The organism is Paracoccus binzhouensis, assembly GCF_016446475.1.
GTDB classification, from domain to species: domain Bacteria; phylum Pseudomonadota; class Alphaproteobacteria; order Rhodobacterales; family Rhodobacteraceae; genus Paracoccus; species Paracoccus binzhouensis.
This window is the reverse complement of sequence record NZ_JAEHFP010000074.1, coordinates 1-22,048: the sequence shown is the minus strand read 5'-3', so window position 1 is coordinate 22,048 and position 22,048 is coordinate 1. Positions and strand designations below refer to the sequence as shown.

17 protein-coding genes are annotated in these 22,048 nt (G+C 67.8%); 13 read left to right on the top strand and 4 right to left on the bottom strand.

Annotation, left to right across the window (positions count from 1 at the left end):
- A partial coding sequence (locus I9P22_RS16075) for a sensor histidine kinase (protein ID WP_199260519.1) occupies window positions 1-1,641 on the top strand: 1,641 nt, incomplete at its 5' end.
- A 282-nt stretch (window positions 1,642-1,923) separates the two neighbouring features.
- The gene (locus I9P22_RS16070) at window positions 1,924-2,655 is read left to right on the top strand and encodes a FadR/GntR family transcriptional regulator (protein WP_199260518.1); all 732 of its coding nucleotides are present in this window, start codon (window positions 1,924-1,926) and stop codon (window positions 2,653-2,655) included.
- Here the strand turns inward: I9P22_RS16070 and I9P22_RS16065 are convergent.
- A complete protein-coding gene (locus I9P22_RS16065; RefSeq protein WP_199260517.1) occupies window positions 2,618-3,958 on the bottom strand; it encodes an ABC transporter substrate-binding protein in 1,341 nt (446 codons plus the stop codon). The two genes, I9P22_RS16070 and I9P22_RS16065, sit on opposite strands and share 38 nt — an antisense overlap.
- 169 nt (window positions 3,959-4,127) lie before the next feature.
- Here I9P22_RS16065 and I9P22_RS16060 point away from each other — a divergent pair, with 169 nt between their 5' ends.
- From I9P22_RS16060 to I9P22_RS16050, 3 genes are all read left to right on the top strand, one after another.
- Entirely contained in the window at window positions 4,128-5,471 is a 1,344-nt protein-coding gene (locus I9P22_RS16060) for an NAD(P)-binding domain-containing protein (RefSeq protein WP_199260516.1), read from the top strand.
- A 65-nt stretch (window positions 5,472-5,536) separates the two neighbouring features.
- Window positions 5,537-7,909 (top strand): DUF1989 domain-containing protein, encoded by a 2,373-nt coding sequence (locus I9P22_RS16055; protein ID WP_199260515.1) that lies wholly within the window; start codon window positions 5,537-5,539, stop codon window positions 7,907-7,909.
- A 661-nt stretch (window positions 7,910-8,570) separates the two neighbouring features.
- On the top strand, window positions 8,571-9,938 hold the full coding sequence (locus I9P22_RS16050; protein WP_199260514.1) for an ammonium transporter family protein: 1,368 nt from the start codon (window positions 8,571-8,573) through the stop codon (window positions 9,936-9,938).
- Here the strand turns inward: I9P22_RS16050 and I9P22_RS16045 are convergent.
- On the bottom strand, window positions 9,820-10,332 hold the full coding sequence (locus I9P22_RS16045) for a cupin domain-containing protein (RefSeq protein WP_199260513.1): 513 nt from the start codon (window positions 10,330-10,332) through the stop codon (window positions 9,820-9,822). The two genes, I9P22_RS16050 and I9P22_RS16045, sit on opposite strands and share 119 nt — an antisense overlap.
- Window positions 10,333-10,419: 87 nt before the next feature.
- Complete coding sequence (locus tag I9P22_RS16040) at window positions 10,420-10,824, bottom strand: group II truncated hemoglobin (protein ID WP_199260512.1); 405 nt, start codon at window positions 10,822-10,824, stop codon at window positions 10,420-10,422.
- A gap of 212 nt (window positions 10,825-11,036) precedes the next feature.
- Between I9P22_RS16040 and I9P22_RS16035 the strand changes: the two genes are divergently transcribed.
- The 5 genes from I9P22_RS16035 (at window position 11,037) to glnT (ending at window position 16,262) form a co-directional block, all read left to right on the top strand.
- Window positions 11,037-11,684: a helix-turn-helix domain-containing protein gene (locus I9P22_RS16035; protein WP_199260511.1), complete on the top strand. Its 648-nt coding sequence runs from the start codon at window positions 11,037-11,039 to the stop codon at window positions 11,682-11,684.
- A gap of 151 nt (window positions 11,685-11,835) precedes the next feature.
- Window positions 11,836-12,723 carry a class II glutamine amidotransferase gene (locus I9P22_RS16030; RefSeq protein ID WP_199260510.1) on the top strand — a complete coding sequence of 296 codons (888 nt, stop codon included), beginning with the start codon at window positions 11,836-11,838 and terminating at the stop codon, window positions 12,721-12,723.
- A 70-nt stretch (window positions 12,724-12,793) separates the two neighbouring features.
- On the top strand, window positions 12,794-13,450 hold the full coding sequence (locus I9P22_RS16025; protein WP_199260521.1) for a GltB/FmdC/FwdC-like GXGXG domain-containing protein: 657 nt from the start codon (window positions 12,794-12,796) through the stop codon (window positions 13,448-13,450).
- A 10-nt stretch (window positions 13,451-13,460) separates the two neighbouring features.
- A complete protein-coding gene (locus I9P22_RS16020; protein WP_199260509.1) occupies window positions 13,461-14,786 on the top strand; it encodes an FMN-binding glutamate synthase family protein in 1,326 nt (441 codons plus the stop codon).
- Between the two features lie 72 nt (window positions 14,787-14,858).
- Entirely contained in the window at window positions 14,859-16,262 is a 1,404-nt protein-coding gene (gene glnT, locus I9P22_RS16015) for a type III glutamate--ammonia ligase (protein ID WP_269846653.1), read from the top strand.
- A 38-nt stretch (window positions 16,263-16,300) separates the two neighbouring features.
- Here the strand turns inward: glnT and I9P22_RS16010 are convergent, their stop codons facing one another.
- Entirely contained in the window at window positions 16,301-17,284 is a 984-nt protein-coding gene (locus I9P22_RS16010) for a GlxA family transcriptional regulator (RefSeq protein WP_199260508.1), read from the bottom strand.
- A 126-nt stretch (window positions 17,285-17,410) separates the two neighbouring features.
- On the opposite strand from I9P22_RS16010, the gene I9P22_RS16005 reads away from it, so the two are divergent.
- From I9P22_RS16005 to I9P22_RS15995, 3 genes are read left to right on the top strand one after another with little or no spacing between them, the layout of a single operon-like run.
- Complete coding sequence (locus tag I9P22_RS16005; protein WP_199260507.1) at window positions 17,411-18,661, top strand: sarcosine oxidase subunit beta family protein; 1,251 nt, start codon at window positions 17,411-17,413, stop codon at window positions 18,659-18,661.
- 7 nt (window positions 18,662-18,668) lie between these two features.
- Window positions 18,669-18,953, top strand: coding sequence for a sarcosine oxidase subunit delta (locus I9P22_RS16000; protein WP_028714552.1), 285 nt, complete (start codon window positions 18,669-18,671; stop codon window positions 18,951-18,953).
- The gene (locus I9P22_RS15995) at window positions 18,950-21,880 is read left to right on the top strand and encodes a sarcosine oxidase subunit alpha family protein (protein WP_199260506.1); all 2,931 of its coding nucleotides are present in this window, start codon (window positions 18,950-18,952) and stop codon (window positions 21,878-21,880) included. Before I9P22_RS16000 ends, I9P22_RS15995 begins: the two co-directional genes overlap by 4 nt.
- The last annotated feature ends 168 nt before the right edge of the window (window positions 21,881-22,048 follow it).

Genomic DNA, 22,048 nt, shown 5'->3' with positions numbered 1-22,048 from the left:
GACGGCATGGTCGCGGCCAGCCCGCGGGGGGCGCGGCCGCTGCATGGGCCGGGCGCGGCCCCGGCGCGGGGCGCGCGCAACCTCATCGAGATCCTGGACCAGGGCGAGCTTCACGCCATCTCGCCCGGGCTTGCCGCGCGGGCCGAGATCGTCATGGTCGACGCCACCGGCCAGAAGCCGCAGCAGACCGAGACCCGCGGCATGGTCGTCCAATCGGTCGTCGCGGCCAGCCACCCCGATACCGGCGCGCCGGCGATCATGGTGGGCGGCATCCTGCTGAACCGCAACCTGTCCATCATCGACCGCATCAACGAGCTGATCTATCGCCCCGGCACCCTGCCGGCGGGCACCCATGCCACGGTCTCGCTGTTCCTGGGCGACATGCGCATTTCGACCAATGTCACGGTGGCGGGCGGGGCGCGGGCGCTGGGGACCCGGGCCTCGGCCATCGTGCGCGACCGGGTGCTCGGCCAGGGCCAGGTCTGGCTGGCCCGGGCGCAGGTGCTGCAGGACCGCTATATCTCGGCCTATGCCCCGGTCGAGGACAGCGCGCGCCAGCGCATCGGCATGATCTATGTCGGCATCCTCGAGCGCCCCTTCGCCGAGGCCAAGCGCCGCACGGTGCTGCTGGTCCTGGCCGCCTTCCTGCTGGTGGCGCTGGTCACGGTGCCGGTGTTCCTGCGATGGGCGGGCAGCATCTTCCGCCCGCTCGAAAAGATCGCCGAGACCTTTGCCCGGCTGCGCGGCGGCGATCTTTCCGCCCGCACCGGCGTCACCCGGGGCGCGGACGAGATCGCCGGCCTTGCCATGCTGCTGGACAGGCTGCTGGCGCAGCTGCAGGATCGCGACCGGCAGCTTTGCGCCTGGAACGACGCGCTGAACCAGCGGGTCGAGGAACGCACCGCCGCCCTGCGCCAGGCGGTGCGCGAACTCGAGGTCGCCACGCATCAGCTGGTGCAATCGGAAAAGCTGGCCGCCCTGGGCGAGATCTCGGCCGGGATCGCGCATGAGATCAACAACCCGCTGGCGGTGATCCAGGGCAACCTGGACGTGCTGCGCGAGATCCTGGGCACGGCGGCCCGGCCGGCGGAAACCGAGCTGCGGCTGATCGATGAACAGATCCACCGCATCTCGCAGATCGTGACGCGGCTTCTGGATTTCGCCCGCATGGACGAGCCGGGCGAGGGCGAGCCCGCAACCGATCCGGTGCAGGCGGTCGCGGAATGCGAGCCGCTGGTCCGGCACATGCTGGCGCGCGGCACCGTCGCCATGCGCCACGACCTGCGCTCGACGCAGAGGGTGCGGATCGGCCGGGTCGCGTTGCAGCAGGTGCTGGTGAACCTGATCGCCAACGCCATCCACGCCATGCCCGAGGGCGGCGAGATCCGCATCGCCAGCCGCGACGCGTCCCGCGATGGTACCCCCGGCGTGCTGCTGCAGCTTGCCGACACCGGCACTGGCATCCCGGCCGAGATCCTGGGGCAGATCTTCGAGCCCTTCGTCACCAGCCGCGGCCGCAAGGGCGGCACCGGGCTGGGCCTGTCGATCTGCCGCCGGCTGATCGAGCGCCAGGGCGGCAGCATCGCCGTGACGAGCGCCGCCACCGGCAGCCGCTTCCGCATCTGGCTGCCCGCGGCGTGATCCCGGCGCGATCCGGGCGGGCGGTCGCGGCGGCCGGAAAAACAAAATGCCGGACCCGTAGGCCCGGCCATTGACGACTCGGTAACGCAGCACCAGTTGATTGACTCATCAATTAACACAATACCCATCGCGGGGCGAGTTGCCCTTTTCGGCAGACCGCCCGCCACCGCCCGGTCCCGCGGCCCGCGGCGATCGGTCATGCAAGGCGCCGGCCCCGGGCGTGATCGACCTTGCCGGCCGCAGGCGCTATCCTGTGCCGGCCGGCCTTCGCTCCCAAAGGAAATGCAAGACGTGACCATCCCCACCCGCCGCCCGACCGGCACTTCCGCCGAGCCCGTCCTTGGCTCGACGGTGCAATATGTCATCGACACCCTGGCCATGCGCATCGTGTCGCAGGAATACGACACCGACGAGCGCCTGCCCTCCGAGCGGCAGCTGGCGCAGGATCTTGGGGTGGCGCGGAACACGGTGCGCGAGGCGCTGGACCAGCTCGAGGCCCGGGGCATGATCCGGCGCCGCGCCGGGTCGGGCTCCTTCGTCACCTACGATCCCGGCGGCAGCAGCGAATCGCTGAGCCCGGTGGCTGCCGAGACCGGGCCGCTGCACCTGCAGGTGGTGCGCAGCATCCTCGAGCCCGAAATGGTGCGGCTGGCGATCATCAACATGTCGCCGCGCCGGATCGAGGCGCTGGGCGAGACCCTGTCGCAGATGGAGGTGGTGCAGACCGATGCCAACGCCTTCGTGCGGCTGGAGGAGGAGTTCCACCGCCAGATCGCCGATGGCACCGACAATCCGCTGCTGATTGCCTGCTACAACCTGGTGCTCGACGCCCGCCGTCAGGCCTTCCGCGCCGCCATGTATCGCCGGCACCTGACCCCCAACCGCATCGCCGTCTATCAGCGCAGCTACAACGCCCTGTTCAACGCCATCGCCGCCCGCGACATCGAGGAGGCGACCGAGTTCATGAAGCTCGCGCTCATCGAGGACCAGAAGCTTCTGCTGCAGGAGGACTGAGCGCCACCGCTAGGTCGGGAGGCGAGTCGGGGGCCGGATCGAGAGCCGGGACGGGGCGCTGATACCACATCTGCCCCAGCTGCTCCAGATGATGGCGCAGCAGCGGCGTATGGCGTTCCAGCCAGCCCAGCACCGAGCCGAATTCGATGATCCGCGCCCTGCCGTCGCGGATGCCGACCACCGGCCAGTCGCCGACCAGGGCATTGTCGATGCCGAACAGCGCGCTGCCCCACCAGCGTGCGGTGCCGAAGACATGCGGCATCTGCTGGTGGCGCTTCATCGCCGCCAGAACGGTGACCGGCGCCACCGTGTCGGCGCTTTCCACCGCGCTCTGCCACAGGTCCAGGATCGAGGCGTATTCCCAGCTCACCGCGCTCCATTCGCCGGGGAAGCGGGCGTTGTAGGCGTCGAAGAAGGCTCTGGGGCGGCGAAAGAAGAATGCCTTGTCGGCCAGCAGCGGGTCGTCGAAATCCGGGAACTGGAAGACATAGCGCGCCATGAATTCGGCCGAGGTGCTGGCAATCAGCCGCGGATAGTCGTCGCCGGTGCAGGCCAGGATCGGGCCACGCCAGCCCAGCTCGTGCGCGGCCTCGGTCAGGGCGGTGGTCATCGGCGCGGGCGAGGTGCACCAGCACAGCAGGTCCGGCCCCGCCTCCATGAGCGCCCGCACGATCGAGCGCGCGTCGGTCTCGCCGGGATCGTAGCGGATTTCCTTGACCACTGGCCGGCCCGCCGCCTCGAAGGCGGCGCGATAGACGGCCAGCGAGGGCAGGCCCAGCCGGTCGGACTGGCTGCACAGCGCCACCCGCCGCATGTCGGGCCGGCTGCGGGTCAGCCATTCGACGCCGGTGACGTTGAACAGCGGATGCAGCTCGGCCGGTGCGATCAGGCTGGGCGTGTCGGGCGACAGGTCCGAGGGCAGCAGCGTCGCCACCAGCACGCGGCGCGCCATCAGCCAGGGCAGGGCCGGGGCGAAACTGTCGCCGCCCAGCGTCAGCACCAGGCGCACGCGCTGGCGCTCGACCATGTCGCGCGCCGCCTCCAGCGTGGCGGCGGGATCGGCGGCGCTGTCATGGGCGACGATCTCCAGCCGGTGGCGCTTGCCCGCCACCATCAGCCCGCCATGGTCGTTGATCCAGTCCGCCCAGATCCGGCATCCGCCCAGCCCGGGCGCCCCCCAGCGCTCCTCGGGACCCGACAGCGGCGCCAGGAATCCGACTCGCAGCGGCGATCGATTCTCGGCGTTCAGCCGCGGAATCGAGCCGGTGACGATCAGTTGCTGGGCAAGGGATGGCGCGCGCATGAGCCCTCTATAGCGGAAAAATGCCGGTTCTGGCGTCAGAAAACCGCGGAAACGGTATTCCGGTGAAGAAAAAATATTGACCTGTGAGCGCAACCGGCTCTTACTTGGTCCAGTCCGATGGAACCAGTTTTGAAAATTGGTCCATACCGACGAACAGGGAGCCAATAGCATGAAGAAGCGCGTTGCCATCATTGGCGCGGGTCCTTCGGGGCTTGCGCAGCTGAGAGCCTTTCAGTCGGCGGCCCAAAAGGGGGCCGAGATCCCCGACATCGTCTGCTTCGAGAAGCAGTCGAACTGGGGCGGGCTGTGGAACTATACTTGGCGCACCGGCTTGGACGAATATGGCGAGCCGGTGCATTGCTCGATGTATCGCTATCTGTGGACCAACGGCCCCAAGGAGGGGCTGGAATTCGCCGACTATTCCTTCGAGGAGCATTTCGGCAAGCAGATCGCCTCCTATCCGCCGCGGGCGGTGATGTTCGACTATATCGAGGGGCGGGTGGTCAAGGCCGGGGTCCGCGACTGGATCCGCTTCTCGACCGTGGTGCGGCATGTCGAATATGACGAGGACCGCGAGATCTTCACCGTCACCGTCCATGATCTGGTCAAGGACCACATGTATGCCGAGGAATTCGACCATGTGATCGTGGCCTCGGGGCATTTCTCGACCCCGAACGTGCCGGAATACGAGGGGTTCTCGACCTTCAATGGCCGCATCGTCCATGCCCACGACTTCCGCGACGCCCGCGAATTCGCCGGCAAGGACGTGCTGGTCATGGGATCGTCCTATTCGGCCGAGGATATCGGCTCGCAATGCTGGAAATACGGCGCGAAATCCGTCACCTCCTGCTATCGCAGCGCGCCCATGGGCTTCAAATGGCCCGACAACTGGCAGGAAAAGCCGGCGCTGGTCCGGGTCGAGGGCAAGGAGGCCGTGTTCAAGGACGGCTCGCGCAAGGAGGTGGACGCGATCATCCTGTGCACCGGCTACAAGCATTATTTCCCGTTCCTGCCCGACGATCTGCGGCTCAAGACCGCGAACCGGCTGGCGGCGGCGGATCTCTACAAGGGGGTGGTCTGGGTCCACAATCCGCGCCTGTTCTACCTGGGCATGCAGGACCAGTGGTTTACCTTCAACATGTTCGACGCCCAGGCCTGGTATGTGCGCGACATCGTCATGGGCCGAATCGAGGTGCCGCAGGACAAGCAGGTGCTGATGGCCGATGTGCGCGAGCGCGAAGAACGCGAGGAAGCCTCGGACGACGTCAAATACGCGATCCGCTATCAGGCCGATTACGTCAAGGAACTGATCGCCGAGACCGACTATCCCAGCTTCGACGTGGATGGCGCCTGCGCCGCCTTCTACGAATGGAAGAAGCACAAGGCCGAGGACATCATGGCCTTCCGCAACCATTCCTATCGCTCGGTCATCACCGGCACCATGGCGCCCAGGCATCACACGCCCTGGAAGGATGCGCTGGACGATTCGATGGAAGCCTATCTGATGAACTGAGCAGGGTTTTCCCCCCGACTGGGGCCGGGCATCCGGCCCCACCTTTTCCCTCCTGGGAGGTCCAGATGCTCCAGCTGCCGCCAGAAAGCCTGCTCCGGCCCGGCCCGCCGCGCGCGACCCATGTGCGCCGCGCCGCCGGCTTCACCCTGCCGCCCGGTGTCGAACGCTATGCCGTTCCCGGCGCCGGCGCCGTCGCGGTGCAGATCGCGACCGGCGACCGGATCGAGATCATCAACGACGAGGGCGGCCAGCGTTGCGAACTGCTGGCCGCGCATGCCGACGGCCGGCTGGACGCGGCGATCCTTGGCGCCGCCGCCGACACCCCGGCCGATGGGCTGCGCGCGCTGCTGTCCTCGGACGGGGCGGGGCTGAAATCGCTGCGCCGCCGGCTGGCCGAGCTTGGCATCCCGCTGGCCGAGGCCCGCGCCATCGGCCTGTTCGGGGCAGAGACGCGGCCGGGCGAGACCGTGGCGCTGACCGCCGCCGCACCCGGCTGGCTGATCGCCGCCGCACCGGGCGGCGTCATGGATTTCGAGGCGCAGGACACCGCGACCCCGCTGACCCTGCGCATCACCCGCGCCAATCCGCGCCGCCAGGGCCAGTTCGCCCTGCCCACGCCGCTGGCCGATCCGATCCTGGACCTGCGGGTCAAATCCGCCACCGCCGAGGCCTATACCGTCAAGGCCGGGGACTTCATCCAGATCATCGACGTGGACGGCCGGCAATGCACCGATTTCCAGTGCTTCGACGCGCGCAAGCTGGACCGCGGCGTCGTGCATCCGCTGGACGTGACCACCACCCGCACCATCCAGGGCCATGCCTATCCGATGCCGGGGCTGCACGCGAAATATTTCGACCACGCCCTGACGCCGCTGGTCGAGGTGGTGCAGGACACCTGCGGGCGGCACGACGCCTTCGCGCTGGCCTGTTCGGCGAAATATTACGACGATATCGGCTATCCCGGCCATGCCAACTGCACGGACAATTTCAACGCCGTCCTGGCGCCCTATGGGGTCGAGGCCCGCGCCGGCTGGATGGCGGCGAATTTCTTCTTCAACACCGGCATCGATGCGCATGGCGTGATGTATGCCGACGAGCCCTGGTCGCGGCCCGGCGACTATGTGCTGCTGCGGGCGCTGACCGATCTGGTCTGCGTCTCCTCGGCCTGTCCCGACGACACCACCGCCGCCAATGGCTGGCACCTGACCGATATCCATGTCCGCAGCTATGGCGCGCAGGAACGGTTCAGCCGTGCCACCGCCTGGCGCGCCACCCCCGACGCGGAGCCGATCATGACCCGTGAGACCGCCTTCCACAAGAATTTCGCCGCCCTGACCCGCGACTTTGTCGAGTATCGGGGCTTCTGGCTGCCGAATTCCTTCCCGGAATGCGACCCGGTCGAAAGCTACTGGGCCTGCCGCGAGGGCGTGGTGGTCATGGACCTGTCGGCGCTGCGCAAGTTCGAGGTGACCGGCCCCGATGCCGAGGCGCTGATGAACTGGGTGCTGACCCGCGACGTGGCCAAGCTGGGGCATGGGCAGGTGGTCTATTCGGCGATGTGCTATCCGCATGGCGGCATGATCGACGACGGCACGCTGTTCCGGCTGGGCGAGCACAACTTCCGCTGGATCGGCGGCAGCGACGAGGGCGGGGTCTGGATGCGCGAGCAGGCCGAGAAGCTGGGGCTGAACGTGATGATCCGCTCCTCGACCGACCAGATGCACAACCTGGCCGTGCAGGGGCCGAAATCGCGCGAGCTGGTGGCCGGGATCGTCTGGACGCCGCCGCATCAGCCCGCGGTGGCCGATCTAGGCTGGTTCCGCTTTACCGTCGGCCGCATCGGCGGCGAGCGCGGCGTGCCGGTGGTCGTGTCGCGCACCGGCTACACCGGCGAGTTGGGCTACGAGATCTTCTGCCATCCCAAGCATGGCGACGTGGTCTTCGAGGCAGTCTGGAACGCCGGCCAGCCGCTGGGGCTCAAGCCGATGGGCCTTGCCGGGCTGGACCTGGTGCGCATCGAGGCCGGTCTGGTCTTTGCAGGCTACGACTTCAACGACCAGACCGACCCGTTCGAGGCGGGCGTCGGCTTCACCGTGCCGCTCAAGTCCAAGAACGCTGATTTCCTCGGCCGCGAGGCGCTGCTCCGGCGCAAGGACCACCCCACGCGCAAATTCGTCGGGCTGGAGATCGACGGCCAGGACGCGGTGGGCCATGGCGATTGCATCCGCATCGGCCGGGCGCAGGTGGGCGAGGTCTGTTCGGCCATGCGCTCGCCGCGCACGGGGCAGATGATCGCGCTGGCGCGGATCGACGTCGCCCATGCCGAACTCGGCACCGCGGTCGAGGTCGGCCGGCTGGACGGGCATATCAAGCGCATCGCGGCGAAGGTCGCGGCCTTTCCGCATTACGACCCGAAGAAGGAACGCCCCCGCGCCTGAGGCGCGGGCCGGCAGCCGGAAGAAGGCCGCCGGGATTCCCCGGCGGAACAGCAAGAAGAACGGAATATCACCGCCCCTTCCACAACCGACAGGGAACTGACAGGTGGAACAGGATCTTGCGACCAGGACCGGACGGCAACCCCGGGCAGGGGCCTGTGATGGCCCGCTTGCGCCGATCCTGCGCGTGCACGCGGCCCGGCTTCGCGCCCGCCCCCTGCCTTGCGGGACGGGGAGCGCGCATCGGAAAACCGCTTGCCGCATCCATCAGCCGGGCAGGCAGGCATCGGGCGCGCGATTGCGCGCCCTTTTGCTGTCTTTGGGACAGATCTGGGGGCGGGCGCCGTCCCCTGCCTCGAATGCAAGGGCATCGCCAAGAGCGGCCCGGCCGTCCCACCGGCAGGATGCGCGGACAAGGGCGGTCCAGGCCCTGCATCCGATCCACGCCATTCCTTGACGCGCCTTGGCGGCGCGCCGGAAGGCCGAATCCGCCGATCCATCCGCCATTGCACGATCCATTTCCGACCAGATCCGTTTCAGACAAGGGCCTTCTCATCTCTCCGACCGGCAGGAGATTTCCGCCTGTCATGACGCGCGACCAGCGCCGCAAGGCGTTTTCCGGGCCGGAAGCCCCGGAGCAGTGACAAAAACAGGGAGAACGACAATGGAACCAACGACGACCATCCTTTACCCGGACCAGGTGACGCTCAGTTCGCTGGTGCAGAACCTGATCTATGCCTCGGGCACCGCGGGGGCGATCCTCGTCGTGGTCGGGCTGCTGATGATCGACGCAGGCACGACCCGCAACGGCAGCCTGTTCAATTCGACGATCGAGAAGACCATCGGCTTCTTCCTCGGCTTCGCTGCCTATTTCGTCATCGGCTTCGGCTTCTGGGCCGGGCAGTATTACGTCATGGCGGGCGCGAGCCTGGCGGATTCGCTGAAAGACTGGTGGCTGGGCGGGGCGCTGGCCAATGGCGTGGCGCAGCATGTCGATCCGGCGGTGTTTCCCGGGCTGAACACCTTCCAGATCTTCGTGTTCTTCCTGGCCTGCTTTGCCGGCATCATCAACGTGCTGCTGCATTTCGCCGTGTCCGAGCGGATGAAGCCGCTGGCCTATTACATCACCTCGGTGGTGGCGGCGGTGGTGTCCTCGGCGCTCAGCTTCGCGGTCTGGGGCTCGGTCGGGCCGCTGACCAATGCCGGTTTCCACGACTTCTTCGGCGTCGGCTTCGTCTACCTGTTCCCGGCCGGCATGGCGCTGGTGCTGGTGCCGATGCTGGGCCGGCGCCCGGGCATGTTCGAGCCGCATCCCAAGGTGAGCTCCTATGACGCGCCCAGCATCGGCCTGGCGGCGACCGGGCTGATGACGATCTTTTCCGGCCTGCCGCTGGTGATCCTGTCCTGCCTGTTCTTCTTCGAGCCGCAGGCGCTGGCAGTCAGCGTCACCATGGCCGATACCAGCGTGGGCATCGTCTTCAACAATTACGGCCTGGCCTGGGCGGGCGGCGCGGTCACCGGCGCGATCATCGGTTACGGCAAGCGCTCTTACGCCTATCTGCTGCTGGGGCCACTGGCCGGCTATGTGGCCTGCGCGCCGGGCTTCGACGTCTATGCGCCCTGGCAGACCTTTCTGGTCGGCCTGACGGCGCCGGTGATCGCCTGGATCGTCTACGAATTCACGCAAAGGCGCGGCATCGACGAGCACAAGCTGTTCCCGCTGTTCCTGGGCGCCGGGGTCTATGGGCTGATCATGGTCGGGCTGATCAAGGCCGGCACCCCGCATGGCGGCTATTTCGGCATCGAGGAAGGGCCCTATGCCTTCCAGCACAACCGGATCGGCGTGACCATGCAGGTGGTGGGTGCCCTGGTCTGCGTCGGCGCCGGCATGCTGACTGCAGCGGTGCTGACCTTCATCCTGAAGCAGACGGTGGGTCTGCGCGTGGACGAGGAAGACCAGGCGACCGGTCTCGATCAGATCTATTGGGGGATGAAGCCCATTCCGGCCTCGCTGCCGGACCGGCCGCTCTGAACCGGGCGCAAAGATCAGGCCCCGGCATCGCGCCGGGGCCGCTCCAGGCGCCGCGGCCCGCGGCGCCGCAATCCTGCCAGGGCACGCGGATGGCGAAGGTCTTGCGCACGGTTTCCTCGGTCTTCCAGATGCCGTCGAAACCGGCCTCGATGACGAAACTGTCGCCGGCCGAGAAGCTGCGCGGTTCCTGGCCGTTGTCAGTCTGCGTCACCCGGCCCTCGAACAGGTGGATGAACTCGTCCGCCGCGTAGCGCACCCGGTAGCTGCCGGGCGTGGCCTCCCAATAGCCGGTCAGGAACCTGCCGTCCTCGGACTGGTGCTCGATCCAGGTCTTCATGCGGGGCGAGCCTTCGACGGGATGCCACCAGCCCAGGTCCTCGGTGATCGGTTGCACCAGGGGGCATTGCGGGTGCCGAGCTTCCTGATCGCCATGAGCGTCTCCTCTGTTGGTGGATTGTCGAGGCCGGACCGGCGCGGCGCGTCAGTCCATGTTGCGGCTGCTTTCGGCGGCGGTGGTGAAATGCCGCATCAGCACCGCCGCCAGTTCGGTCTCGATGCCGCGCCGGTCGATGGCCCTGGCCATGCAGCGCAGCCACAGGTCGCGCATCCGCGTCCCGATGGGGACATGGGCATGGATCTCTCTCAGCCGCGCGTGGCGGTGCCGCATGACGTAATATTGCGGCCCGCCGAAGAAGCCGCAGAGATAGTTGAACTGCTCCTCGCGCGAATGGGCGACGCCGGCGCCCTGCAGGTGCAGCATGTGCAGCTCTTTCGCGTCCTCGTCCCGTTCGACGATGTCGTAGAATTCCTTGACCAGGGCGCGGATGCCCTCGTCGCCTCCCAGCTGCTCGTAGATCGACTGCTTTCGTTGCGCAGCAAGATACATGGCTTGCCTCCCCGGAAACGTATCAATATTAACAGGAAATAAATTATTCTATCAAGAAAATTTCTGCAGCCGATCCGACGGGCCGGAGCGCCCGGCCGGGCTGACGCGGCGGCAACGCGCATGGTGCTTCAACGGATGCGGCCTGTCGTATAGGCTTTTGCGTGAAAATCCGCCAACCTGCCTGACCGGGACAAACATAAGGAAGACGTGAAATGGTAAGCCAGACGGCAAAGATTGACGGCTCGCTGACGCAGAACCCGCATGCGGTGCGCGAGGGCCGCGAGAAGAATCTCGAGGTTGCCATCGGCCGGCAGGTGCGGGAATTGCGCAAGCGGCAGCGGATGACCGGCTCGAAGCTGGCCAGCCAGGCCGGGCTGTCGGTCGGCATGCTGTCCAAGATCGAAAACGGCGTGATCTCGCCCTCGCTGACCACGCTGCAGACGTTGGCCGATGCGCTGCGCGTGCCGCTGATCCAGCTTTTCTCGGGCTATGAGGAGCCGCGCGGCGCCATGCATGTCAAGGCGGGCACCGCCGTCGAGGTCGAGCGCGCTGGCACCCGCGCCGGCCACCAGTATCACCTGCTGGGCCATATCGGCTCGAACAACAGCGGCGTGGTGGTCGAGCCCTACCTGATCGTGCTCAGCACCGAAAGCGACCATTTCCCCACCTTCCAGCATGAAGGTATCGAGCTGCTCTACATGCTCGAGGGCAGAATCGGGTATCGCCATGGTGAGCAGATCTATGACCTGGAGCCCGGCGACAGCCTGATTTTCGACGCCGACGCCCCGCATGGACCCGAGCTGCTGAGCGAGCTGCCGGCCCGTTACCTGTCGGTGATATGCTACCCGCAGGCAAAGTAGATCCTTGATAGGAAATGCCATTCTCAGGACTCCCGGGCCGGGATCCACCAACAGAATTTTCTGTAAGGTAAAAAAAATATCTTGATAGGCAATCAATTTTGCTCTTAGCTGATCCGTGACGGCTTCAACGCCAGCTGAACGGAGGTTGCTAATGTGTGGCATCGTTGGCCTGTTCCTGAAAAAAGATGATCTGCGGCCCCAACTGGGGGACCTGCTGACCGACATGCTGATTTCCATGACGGATCGCGGGCCCGACAGCGCGGGGATCGCCATCTACGGGGACGAGTCCCAGGGACTCAAGATGACGATCCAGTCCGATACGCCCGAGGAAACCTTCAAGGGCCTCGAGGACAATCTGAACGCGCTTCTGGGCGCGCCGGTGCGGATGCGGGTGGTCGATACCCATGCGGTGCTGAGCCTGCCCGAGGGCTCCGAGGCCGAGGTCCGCGCCTATATGGCCGAAAAGGGCATCCGCGTCATGGGCGCCGGCCAGTCGATGGAGATCTTCAAGGAGGTCGGGCTGCCCAGGGACGTGGCCGCGCGCTTCGGCATCCGGCAGATGGCCGGCAGCCACGGCATCGGCCATACCCGCATGGCCACCGAAAGCGCCGTGACCACGCTGGGCGCGCATCCGTTCTCGACCGACGGCGACCAGTGCCTGGTGCATAACGGCTCGCTCTCGAACCACAACCGGGTGCGGCGCGAACTGGCCCGCAAGGGCTTCGTCCCGCAGACCCAGAACGACACCGAGGTCGCCGCCTGCTACATCTCGTCCCGGCTGGCCGAAGGCGCCAATCTGGGCGAGGCGCTGGAAGGCACGCTCGCGGATCTGGACGGGTTCTTCACCTTCGTGGTCGGCACCAGGAACGGCTTCGGCGTGGTGCGCGATCCCATCGCCTGCAAGCCGGCGGTGATGGCCGAGACCGACAGCTACGTCGCCTTCGGCTCGGAATACCGGGCCTTCGCGAACCTGCCGGGCATCGAGAATGCCCGCATCTGGGAGCCGGAGCCCGCCACCGTGTATTTCTGGGAGCGCTGACATGACCACCATGGCCAATACGCAAATCCGCGAAGACCTCGACATCGGCGTGCAGCCCCGGACCATTGACATGGCCTGGACCGAGCTGCGCGATCTCAACAGCACGCTTCAGGCGCAGGCCGGGGGCGAATGGGTGATCGAGAACCCGCGCGGCGCCCATGCGCTGGCCGTCGGGCTGCAGGCGCCGCTGGAGGTCACGATCAAGGGATCCACCGGCTATTACTGCGCCGGCATGAACAAGGAGGCGCATGTGCATGTGACCGGCTCGGTCGGGCCGGGGGTTGCCGAGAACATGATCTCGGGCAGCGTCGTGGTCGAGGGCGATGCCAGCCAATATGCCGGCGCCACCGGCCATGGCGGGCTTCTGGTCATCAAGGGCAATGCCAGCTCGCGCTGCGGCATCTCGATGAAGGGCATCGACATCGTCGTGCACGGCAATATCGGCCATATGTCGGCCTTCATGGCGCAATCGGGCAATCTGGTGGTGCTGGGCGATGCGGGCGACGCGCTTGGCGACAGCCTTTACGAGGCGCGGCTGTTCGTGCGCGGCAAGGTCAAGTCGCTGGGGGCTGACTGCATCGAGAAGGAGATGCGCCCCGAGCATCTGGAAATCCTGGCCGACCTGCTGCAGCGCGCCGGGGCGGATGCCGATCCGTCCGAGTTCCGCCGCTATGGCTCGGCCCGCAAGCTCTACAATTTCCACGTCGATCACGCCGGCGATTACTGAGGATCACACGATGGACCAAACCCCTCGCACCCTGCCGCGCCAGAGCTGGACCTTCTCGAACGAGATCAATTCGGAAATCCGCCGCGCCGCTGCCACCGGCATCTATGACATCCGCGGCGGCGGGGCCAAGCGCCGCGTGCCGCATTTCGACGACCTGCTGTTTCTCGGCGCCTCGATCAGCCGCTATCCGCTGGAAGGCTATCGCGAGAAATGCGACACCTCGGTCGTGCTGGGCACGCGCTTTGCCAAGAAGCCGATCGAGCTGAAGATCCCGATCACCATCGCCGGCATGTCCTTCGGCGCGCTTTCGGCCCATGCGAAAGAGGCGCTGGGGCGCGGCGCGACCATGGCGGGCACCTCGACCACCACCGGCGACGGCGGCATGACCAACGAGGAACGCGGCCATTCCGAAAAGCTGGTCTATCAGTATCTGCCCTCGCGCTACGGCATGAACCCGGACGACCTGCGCCGCGCCGACGCGATCGAGGTCGTGGTCGGGCAGGGCGCCAAGCCCGGCGGCGGCGGCATGCTTCTGGGCCAGAAGATCACCGAGCGGGTCGCCAGGATGCGCAACCTGCCCATGGGCATCGACCAGCGCTCGGCCTGCCGTCATCCCGACTGGACCGGCCCCGACGATCTGGAGATCAAGATCCTGGAGCTGCGCGAGATCACCGGCTGGGAAAAGCCGATCTACATCAAGATCGGCGGCGCGCGGCCCTATTATGACACCGCGCTGGCGGTGAAGGCGGGCGCCGACGTGGTGGTGCTGGACGGCATGCAGGGCGGCACCGCGGCCACGCAGGACGTGTTCATCGAGCATGTCGGCCAGCCGACGCTGGCCTGCATCCGCCCGGCCGTGAAGGCGCTGCAGGACCTGGGCATGCATCGCAAGGTGCAGCTGATCGTCTCGGGCGGCATCCGCACCGGCGCGGACGTGGCCAAGGCGCTGGCGCTGGGGGCCGACGCGGTCGCCATCGGCACCGCGGCGCTGGTCGCGCTTGGCGACAACGATCCGCGCTGGGAAGAGGAATACCAGAAGCTCGGCACCACCGCCGGCGCCTATGACGACTGGCACGAGGGCCGCGACCCGGCCGGCATCACCACCCAGGATGCCGAGCTGATGACCCGGTTGAACCCGGTCGAGGCCGGCCGCCGGCTGCGCAACTACCTGGCGGTGATGACGCTGGAATGCCAGACCATCGCCCGCGCCTGCGGCAAGAGCCACGTCCACAATCTCGAGCCCGAGGATCTTTGCGCCCTGACCGTCGAGGCCGCCGCCATGGCCGGCGTGCCGCTGGCCGGCACGAGCTGGGTTCCCGGGCAGGCCGGATACTGACAACATGAAGCCAAAGGGCGGGACGAAGTATCCCGCCCTGGGTCAGACATCCTTCAACAGGGAGATTTCAGAATGACCGACATGGCCACCTTTGCCCGCGAATCCGACATGGTGCAAAAGCGGGACAAGCCCCGCCACGGCGCCTCGACCCCGCAACAGAAAACCGCCGAACCGCTGGACCTGGCCGCCTATGCGCGCGACCGGGGCATCAAGCATTTCATGGTTTCCTTCACCGACCTGTTCGGCAGCCAGCGCGCCAAGCTGGTCCCGGCCGAGGGCATTGCCGAGATGCAGGCCGGCGGCGCAGGCTTTGCCGGTTTCGCCACCTGGCTGGACCTGACGCCCGCCCATCCCGACATGCTGGGTCTGCCCGACGCCTCATCCGTCATCCAGCTGCCCTGGAAGAAGGAGGTGGCCTGGGTCGCCTCGAACTGCGTGATGAGCGGCGGGATCGATCTGGCGCAGGCGCCGCGCAACGTGCTGACCCGGCTTTGTCGCGAAGCCGCCGACATGGGCCTGACCGTCAAGACCGGAGTCGAGCCGGAATTCTTCCTGATGACGCCCGACGGGCTGGCCATCGGCGACCCGGCCGACACCGCGATGAAGCCCTGCTATGACCAGCAGGCGATGTTCCGCCGCCTGGACGTGATCGCCGAGATCTCGGACTACATGCTGGAACTGGGCTGGGAGCCCTATCAGAGCGACCACGAGGACGCCAACGGCCAGTGGGAGATGAACTGGAAATACGACAATGCGCTGGCGACCGCCGACAAGCATTCGTTCTTCAAGTTCATGACCAAGGCCATCGCCGAAAAGCACGGGCTGCGCGCCACCTTCATGCCCAAGCCGATCATGGGGCTGACCGGGAACGGCTGCCACCTGCATATCTCGGTCTGGAATGCCGACGGCACCAACGCCTTCGCCGACGACCGGGACGATCTGGGCCTGTCCCAGCAGGGCTATCACTTCGTCGGCGGCATCATGAAACATGCCTCGGCGCTGGCGCTGCTGAGCTGCCCGACGGTGAACAGCTACAAGCGCATCAACGCGCCGCGCACCACCTCGGGCGCGACCTGGGCGCCGAACAGCGTCACCTGGACCGGCAACAACCGCACCCATATGGTGCGCGTGCCCGGCCCCGGCCGGTTCGAGTTCCGACTGCCCGACGGCGCCGCCAACCCCTATCTGGTGCAGGCGGCGATCATGGCCGCCGGCCTGTCGGGGCTGCGTGCGAAAGCCGATCCCGGCCCGCGGTCCGACATCGACATGTATGCCGAGGGCCACACCATCACCGGCGCGCCGAAACTGCCGCTGAACCTGCTGGACGCGATCCGCGCCTTCGACGAGGACGAGGGGCTCAAGGCCGCCATGGGTGCGGAATTCTCGGCCGCCTATGTCAAGCTCAAGACCCGGGAATGGAACACCTATTGCGCGCATCTGTCGCAATGGGAGCGGGACAACACCCTGGACATCTGAACGGCGGTTCCCTCCCGGATCCGCAAACCCCGGCGGCGTCAGCCTCCGGGGTTTTCTGTTGCCTCCGCCCGCAACGGCCGGCGCGCCGAGGGGCTGGTGCCGAACTGTGCGCGGAAGCTGCGGCTGAAATGGCTGCGGCTGGCAAAGCCGGTCGCCAGCGCGATCTCGGCCAGCGGCAGCCCGGACTGGCTCAGCAGTTCCCGGGCCTTGTCCAGCCGCAGCCGGCGATAGAACTGCATCACGCTTTCGCCCAGCTGCGCCTGGGCCAGCCGTTCCAGGTGCCGCGGGGTGATGTCGCAAAGCTGGCCCAGGTCCTCCAGCCCCAGCGGATCGGCGATATGGCTGGTCATCAGCTCGACCATGGCGACCAGCGCCGGATGGTGCAGGTCGTATTTGCGCGCCGGGTCCAGCTGCTGCGGCGCCTCGGCTTCGCGGATGCCGGTATGGATGAACCAGTCGCTGACCGCCCGCGCCAGCCCGGCCCCATGCGCCGAGGCGATCAGCGCATGCATCATGTCCAAGGGCGCCATGCCCCCGGCGCAGGTGAAGCGGTCGCGGTCGATGACGAAAAGCCGCCTTTCGATCAGCGCCTCGGGCCAGGTCTCGCGCATGGCGTCGAGATGCTGCCAGTGGATGGTGAAGCGCCGCGCCGCCATCACCCCGGCCGCCGCCAGGATCGCTGCGCCGCCCGAGATGCCGCCAAGCGCCACCCCGCGCCGCGCCAGCCGGCGCACGAAGGCCAGCACCCGCGGATCGCGCTGCGCCAGCGGATCGCCCCCCGCCACCACGAAGAGGATGTCCAGGTTCTCGTCGGCGTCAGTCAGCGCGATGGTCTCGAACCCGCCCGCCACCGAGCTGGGCATGAAGCCCCCCTCGGTCGAGATGAATTGCAATTCGTAAAGCGGCCGGCCGCTCAGCAGGTTCGCCGCGCGCAGCGGCTCGACCGCCGAGGCGGTGGACATCAGCGCGTAATCCGGCAGCAGCAGGAAGCCGTAGCGGCGGGGGCGGGAATCGGGGCGCATGGCGGACCTTCGGCTTTCGCCGCCAGCCTGCCATCCATGTCCGGAACAGGCAAGGCAATGTCTCTTTCGGGCGCATCGCCGGCGCGAAGCTGTGCGAGAGTCGAATGGACGAAGGAGAGTATCGCCATGCATTTCTCGGGCTTGCGGGTCATCAGAGAGGCGCTGACCGGACACAAGGGGTGGAAGCCGCTATGGCGCAATCCCGAGCCGCAGCCGGCCTATGACTACATCATCGTCGGCGGCGGCGGGCATGGGCTGGCGACGGCCTATTACCTCGCCAAGACCTTCGGCCGGGCGCGCATCGCCGTGCTGGAGAAAAGCTGGCTCGGCTCGGGCAATATCGGGCGCAATACCACGATCATCCGCTCGAACTACCTGCTGCCGGGCAACGAGCCCTTCTACGAGTTCTCGATGAAGCTCTGGGAGGGGCTGGAGCAGGAGTTCAACTTCAACGCCATGGTCAGCCAGCGCGGCATCCTGAACCTGTGCCATACGGATGCGCAGCGCGATGCCTTCCGCCGGCGCGGCAATGCCATGCTGCTGGCCGGCGCCGATGCCGAGCTGCTGGACCGCGAGCAGGTCCGGGCCATGGCGCCCTTCCTGAACTTCGACAATGCCCGCTTCCCGATCAAGGGCGGGCTGCTGCAGCGCCGGGCCGGGACCGCGCGCCATGACGGCGTGGCCTGGGGCTATGCCCGCGGCGCCGACATGCGCGGCGTGGACCTGATCCAGAATTGCGAGGTCACCGGCTTCCGCATCGACGGCGGCCGCATCAGCGGGGTCGAGACGACGCGCGGCCATATCGCCGCCGGCAAGGTCGGCGTGGCGGTGGCGGGCTCCTCCAGCCGGGTCATGGCCATGGCGGGCATGCGGCTGCCCATCGAAAGCCACGTGCTGCAGGCCTTCGTCTCCGAGGGGCTGAAGCCGACCATCCCGGGGGTCATCACCTTCGGCGCCGGGCATTTCTACGTCAGCCAGTCCGACAAGGGCGGCCTGGTCTTCGGCGGCGACATCGACGGCTACAACTCCTATGCGCAGCGCGGCAACCTGCCGGTGATCGAGGACGTGGCCGAGGGCGGCATGGCGCTGATGCCGATGATCGGCCGGGCGCGGCTGCTGCGCGTCTGGGGCGGCATCATGGACATGTCCATGGACGGCAGCCCGATCATCGACCGCACGCCCGTCGAGGGGCTCTATCTGAATGCCGGCTGGTGCTATGGCGGCTTCAAGGCGACGCCCGCCAGCGGCTATGCCTTCGCCCATCTGCTGGCCACCGGCCGCCCGCACGAAACCGCAAGCGCCTATCGCCTGGACCGTTTCGCGCGCGGCCATGTCATCGACGAAAAGGGCGTGGGCGCCCAACCGAACCTGCATTGAGGCCGCCATGCTGATCCCCCATCCCCTTCTTGGCCTGCGCGACGCCCAGGAATTCACCTATCTGGGCGATGCCGCGCTGCTGAACCGCCCCGACGGCATGGCCGAGGGCGCCGAGGCCGCATTCGCCGAATACGTCTATCTGCGCGACAACCCGGCGGGCGTGCATCGCGAGCTGTGGTTCCACGAGCAGGGCGACCGCTCCTGGCTGGTGGTGACCCGCGACACCACCACGCACGAGATCCTGGGCGCCGAACTGGCGCGCGACGTCAAGCTGAAGGGCGGTGCCGCATGACCCGCCTGACCGGAGGGCTGATCGACCGCGCCCGCGACTTGCGCTTCACCTTCGACGGCCGCAGCTATTCCGGCCATCCCGGCGACACGCTGGCCTCGGCGCTGCTGGCGAACGGCGTGCGGCTGACGGGCCGCAGCTTCAAGTATCACCGGCCGCGCGGCGTCTTTTCGGCCGGGTCCGAGGAGCCGAATGCGCTGGTGGAACTGCGCAGCGGCGCCCGCAAGGAGCCGAACACCCGCGCTACCGTGGCCGAGCTTTACGACGGGCTGGAAGCCGCCAGCCAGAACCATGTCGGGCCGCTGGGCTTCGACCTGCTGGCGGTGAACGACCTGTTCTCGTCCTTCTTCGCGGCGGGCTTCTATTACAAGACCTTCATGTGGCCGCGCGCCTTCTGGGAAAAGCTCTACGAGCCGGCGATCCGCCGGGCGGCGGGCCTGGGCAGCCTGTCGATGCAGCCCGATCCCGATGCCTATGACAAGGGCTTCCTGCATTGCGACCTGCTGGTCATCGGCGGCGGCGCGGCGGGTCTGGCGGCGGCGCTGACCGCCGGCCGGGCCGGGGCGCGGGTCATCCTGGCCGACGAGGATTTCCGCCTGGGCGGCCGGCTGCTGGCGGAATCCCACCCGCTGGACGACGCCCCGGCGACCGAATGGGTGGCGCGGGCCGAGGCCGAGCTGGCGGCGCTGCCCAATATCCGCATCCTGCGCCGCTGCACGGTCTTCGGCGCCTTCGACCACGGCATCTATGGCGCCGTCGAGCGGGTCGCCGATCACCTGCCCGAGCCGGGGCAGCAGGTGCGCCAGACGCTCTGGCGGATCACCGCGCGTCGCGCCGTGCTGGCCGCCGGCGCCATCGAGCGGCATATCCCGTTCCGGAACAACGACCGCCCCGGCATCATGCTGGCCGGCGCCATGCGCGCCTATGCCAACCGCTGGGCGGTCAGCCCCGCGAAGCGCGTGGCGATCTTCACCAATAACGACGACGGCCACCGCACCGCGCTGGACCTTGCCGCCAAGGGGGTCGAGGTCGCGGCGGTGATCGACAGCCGCCCGGATGCGCGGGCGCAGGGCCAGTACCGGCTGGTCCACGGCATGGTCAGCGATGCCAGGGGCCGTCTGGGCCTGCGCGGGGTCCAGATCGACAGCGGCGGCCGCAGGGAATGGCTGGATTGCGGTGCGCTCGGCGTCGCGGGTGGCTGGAACCCGAATGTGCATCTGGCCTCGCATCACCGCGGCCGCCCGGTCTGGGACGAGGCGCTGCAAGCCTTCGTCCCCGGCGAGGGCGGGCTGTGCGGCCTGATCGCCGCCGGGGCCGCCAAGGGGCAGGGCAGCACCGCTGCCGCTTTGCGCTCGGGTGCCGAAGCGGCGGTCGAGGCGCTGGCCCAGCTCGGCATCGAGGCCCGGCCTGCCGAGCTGCCGGCGGCCGAGGATGCGTCGGCCGGTCTGCGCCCGCTCTGGCATGTGCCGGGCAAGGGTCGCGCCTGGGTCGATTTCCAGAACGACGTGACCGTCAAGGACATCAAGCTGGCGCATCAGGAGAACATGCGCCCGGTCGAGCACCTGAAACGCTGGACCACGCTGGGCATGGCCACCGACCAGGGCAAGACCGCCAACGTCACCGCCCTGGCGGTCATGTCGGAGCTGACCGGCAAGCCGATCCCGGAAACCGGCACGACGATCTTTCGCCCGCCCTATAGCGGCGTGTCGCTCTCGGTGCTGGGCGGCGGCGACACCGGCGCGCATTTCCGCCCGCGCCGCCTGACGCCGACGCATGAATGGGCGCGCGCGCAGGGTGCCGTCTTCGTCGAGGTCGGCCCCTGGATGCGGGCGCAATATTTCCCCCGCCCGGGCGAGACGCATTGGCGCCAGACCGTGGACCGCGAGGTGCTGGCCACCCGCAAGGGCGTCGGCATCTGCGACGTGACCACGCTGGGCAAGGTGGACGTGCAGGGGGCGGATGCCGGCGAATTTCTCGACCGGATCTATGCCAATGCCATGAAAAGCCTCAAGGTCGGGATGGTGCGCTATGGCCTGATGTTGCGCGAGGACGGCTCGGCCTGGGACGACGGCACCTGCGCCCGGCTGGCCGAGGATCATTACGTCGTCACCACCACCACCGCCCAGGCGGGGCCGGTCTACCGGCAGATGGAATTTGCCCGCCAATGCCTCTGGCCCGAGCTGGACGTGCAGTTGATCTCGACCACCGACGCCTGGGCGCAGATCGCCGTGGCCGGCCCCAATGCCCGCCGGCTGCTGGAGCGGATCGTGGACGGGTTCGACCTGTCGAACGAGGCTTTCCCCTTCATGGCCTGCGCCGGGCTGACGGTCTGCGGCGGGCTCAAGGCGCGGCTTTTCCGCATCAGCTTCTCGGGCGAGCTGGCCTATGAGATCGCGGTGCCCGCCCGCTACGGCCAGGCGCTGGTCGAGCGGCTGATGGAGCAGGGCGCCGATCTGGGCGCGACCCCCTACGGCACCGAGGCGCTTGGCGTGATGCGCATCGAAAAGGGCCATGCCGCCGGCAACGAGTTGAACGGCCAGACCACGGCGCAGATGCTGGGGCTGGGCCGCATGGTCAGCAGCAAAAAGGACGGCATCGGCGCGGTGATGTCCCGGCGCGAGGGGCTGGCGGCCGAGACCCGGGTGCTGGTCGGGCTGCAGCCCGTCGATCCGGCGCAGACGGTGCTGGCCGGCATGCATCTTTTCGCCGAAGGCGCGCCGCACCGGACCGAGACCGACCAGGGCTGGATCACCTCGGCCTGCCATTCGCCGCATGTCGGGTCGAGCATCGGGCTGGGCTTCCTGGCCGATGGCGGCGCCCGCATGGGCGAGACGGTGATCGCCGCCAACCCGCTGCAAGGCCAGAAGGTGGCGCTGCGCGTCGTCCCGCCGCATTTCGTCGACCCGGAAGGAGGGCGCCTGCGTGACTGACCTGACCCCCATCACCGCTCTGGGCGCGCGCGCCCCCGCCCGGCACGCCTTCGGTGCCCTGACCATCGCCGAGAATGCCGGCCTGGCGCTGGCTTCGCTGGCGCTGCGCCGGGGCGCGGCGCAGCCCGCGCCGCTGGGCCTGGCGCTGCCGGGTCCGGGCGCCTGGCA

Bases quoted from the DNA above. Each gene is read 5' to 3' on its own strand.
- I9P22_RS16050 (WP_199260514.1), top strand. From the start codon at position 8,571: ATGGAACCAACGACGACCATCCTTTACCCGGACCAGGTGACGCTCAGT.
- I9P22_RS16040 (WP_199260512.1), bottom strand. From the start codon at position 10,824: ATGTATCTTGCTGCGCAACGAAAGCAGTCGATCTACGAGCAGCTGGGA.
- I9P22_RS16030 (WP_199260510.1), top strand. From the start codon at position 11,836: ATGTGTGGCATCGTTGGCCTGTTCCTGAAAAAAGATGATCTGCGGCCC.
- I9P22_RS16000 (WP_028714552.1), top strand. From the start codon at position 18,669: ATGCTGATCCCCCATCCCCTTCTTGGCCTGCGCGACGCCCAGGAATTC.
- I9P22_RS16025 (WP_199260521.1), top strand. From the start codon at position 12,794: ATGGCCTGGACCGAGCTGCGCGATCTCAACAGCACGCTTCAGGCGCAG.
- I9P22_RS16005 (WP_199260507.1), top strand. From the start codon at position 17,411: ATGCATTTCTCGGGCTTGCGGGTCATCAGAGAGGCGCTGACCGGACAC.
- I9P22_RS16070 (WP_199260518.1), top strand. From the start codon at position 1,924: ATGCAAGACGTGACCATCCCCACCCGCCGCCCGACCGGCACTTCCGCC.
- glnT (WP_269846653.1), top strand. From the start codon at position 14,859: ATGACCGACATGGCCACCTTTGCCCGCGAATCCGACATGGTGCAAAAG.
- I9P22_RS16020 (WP_199260509.1), top strand. From the start codon at position 13,461: ATGGACCAAACCCCTCGCACCCTGCCGCGCCAGAGCTGGACCTTCTCG.
- I9P22_RS16010 (WP_199260508.1), bottom strand. From the start codon at position 17,284: ATGCGCCCCGATTCCCGCCCCCGCCGCTACGGCTTCCTGCTGCTGCCG.
- I9P22_RS16065 (WP_199260517.1), bottom strand. From the start codon at position 3,958: ATGCGCGCGCCATCCCTTGCCCAGCAACTGATCGTCACCGGCTCGATT.
- I9P22_RS16035 (WP_199260511.1), top strand. From the start codon at position 11,037: ATGGTAAGCCAGACGGCAAAGATTGACGGCTCGCTGACGCAGAACCCG.
- I9P22_RS16055 (WP_199260515.1), top strand. From the start codon at position 5,537: ATGCTCCAGCTGCCGCCAGAAAGCCTGCTCCGGCCCGGCCCGCCGCGC.
- I9P22_RS16060 (WP_199260516.1), top strand. From the start codon at position 4,128: ATGAAGAAGCGCGTTGCCATCATTGGCGCGGGTCCTTCGGGGCTTGCG.
- I9P22_RS15995 (WP_199260506.1), top strand. From the start codon at position 18,950: ATGACCCGCCTGACCGGAGGGCTGATCGACCGCGCCCGCGACTTGCGC.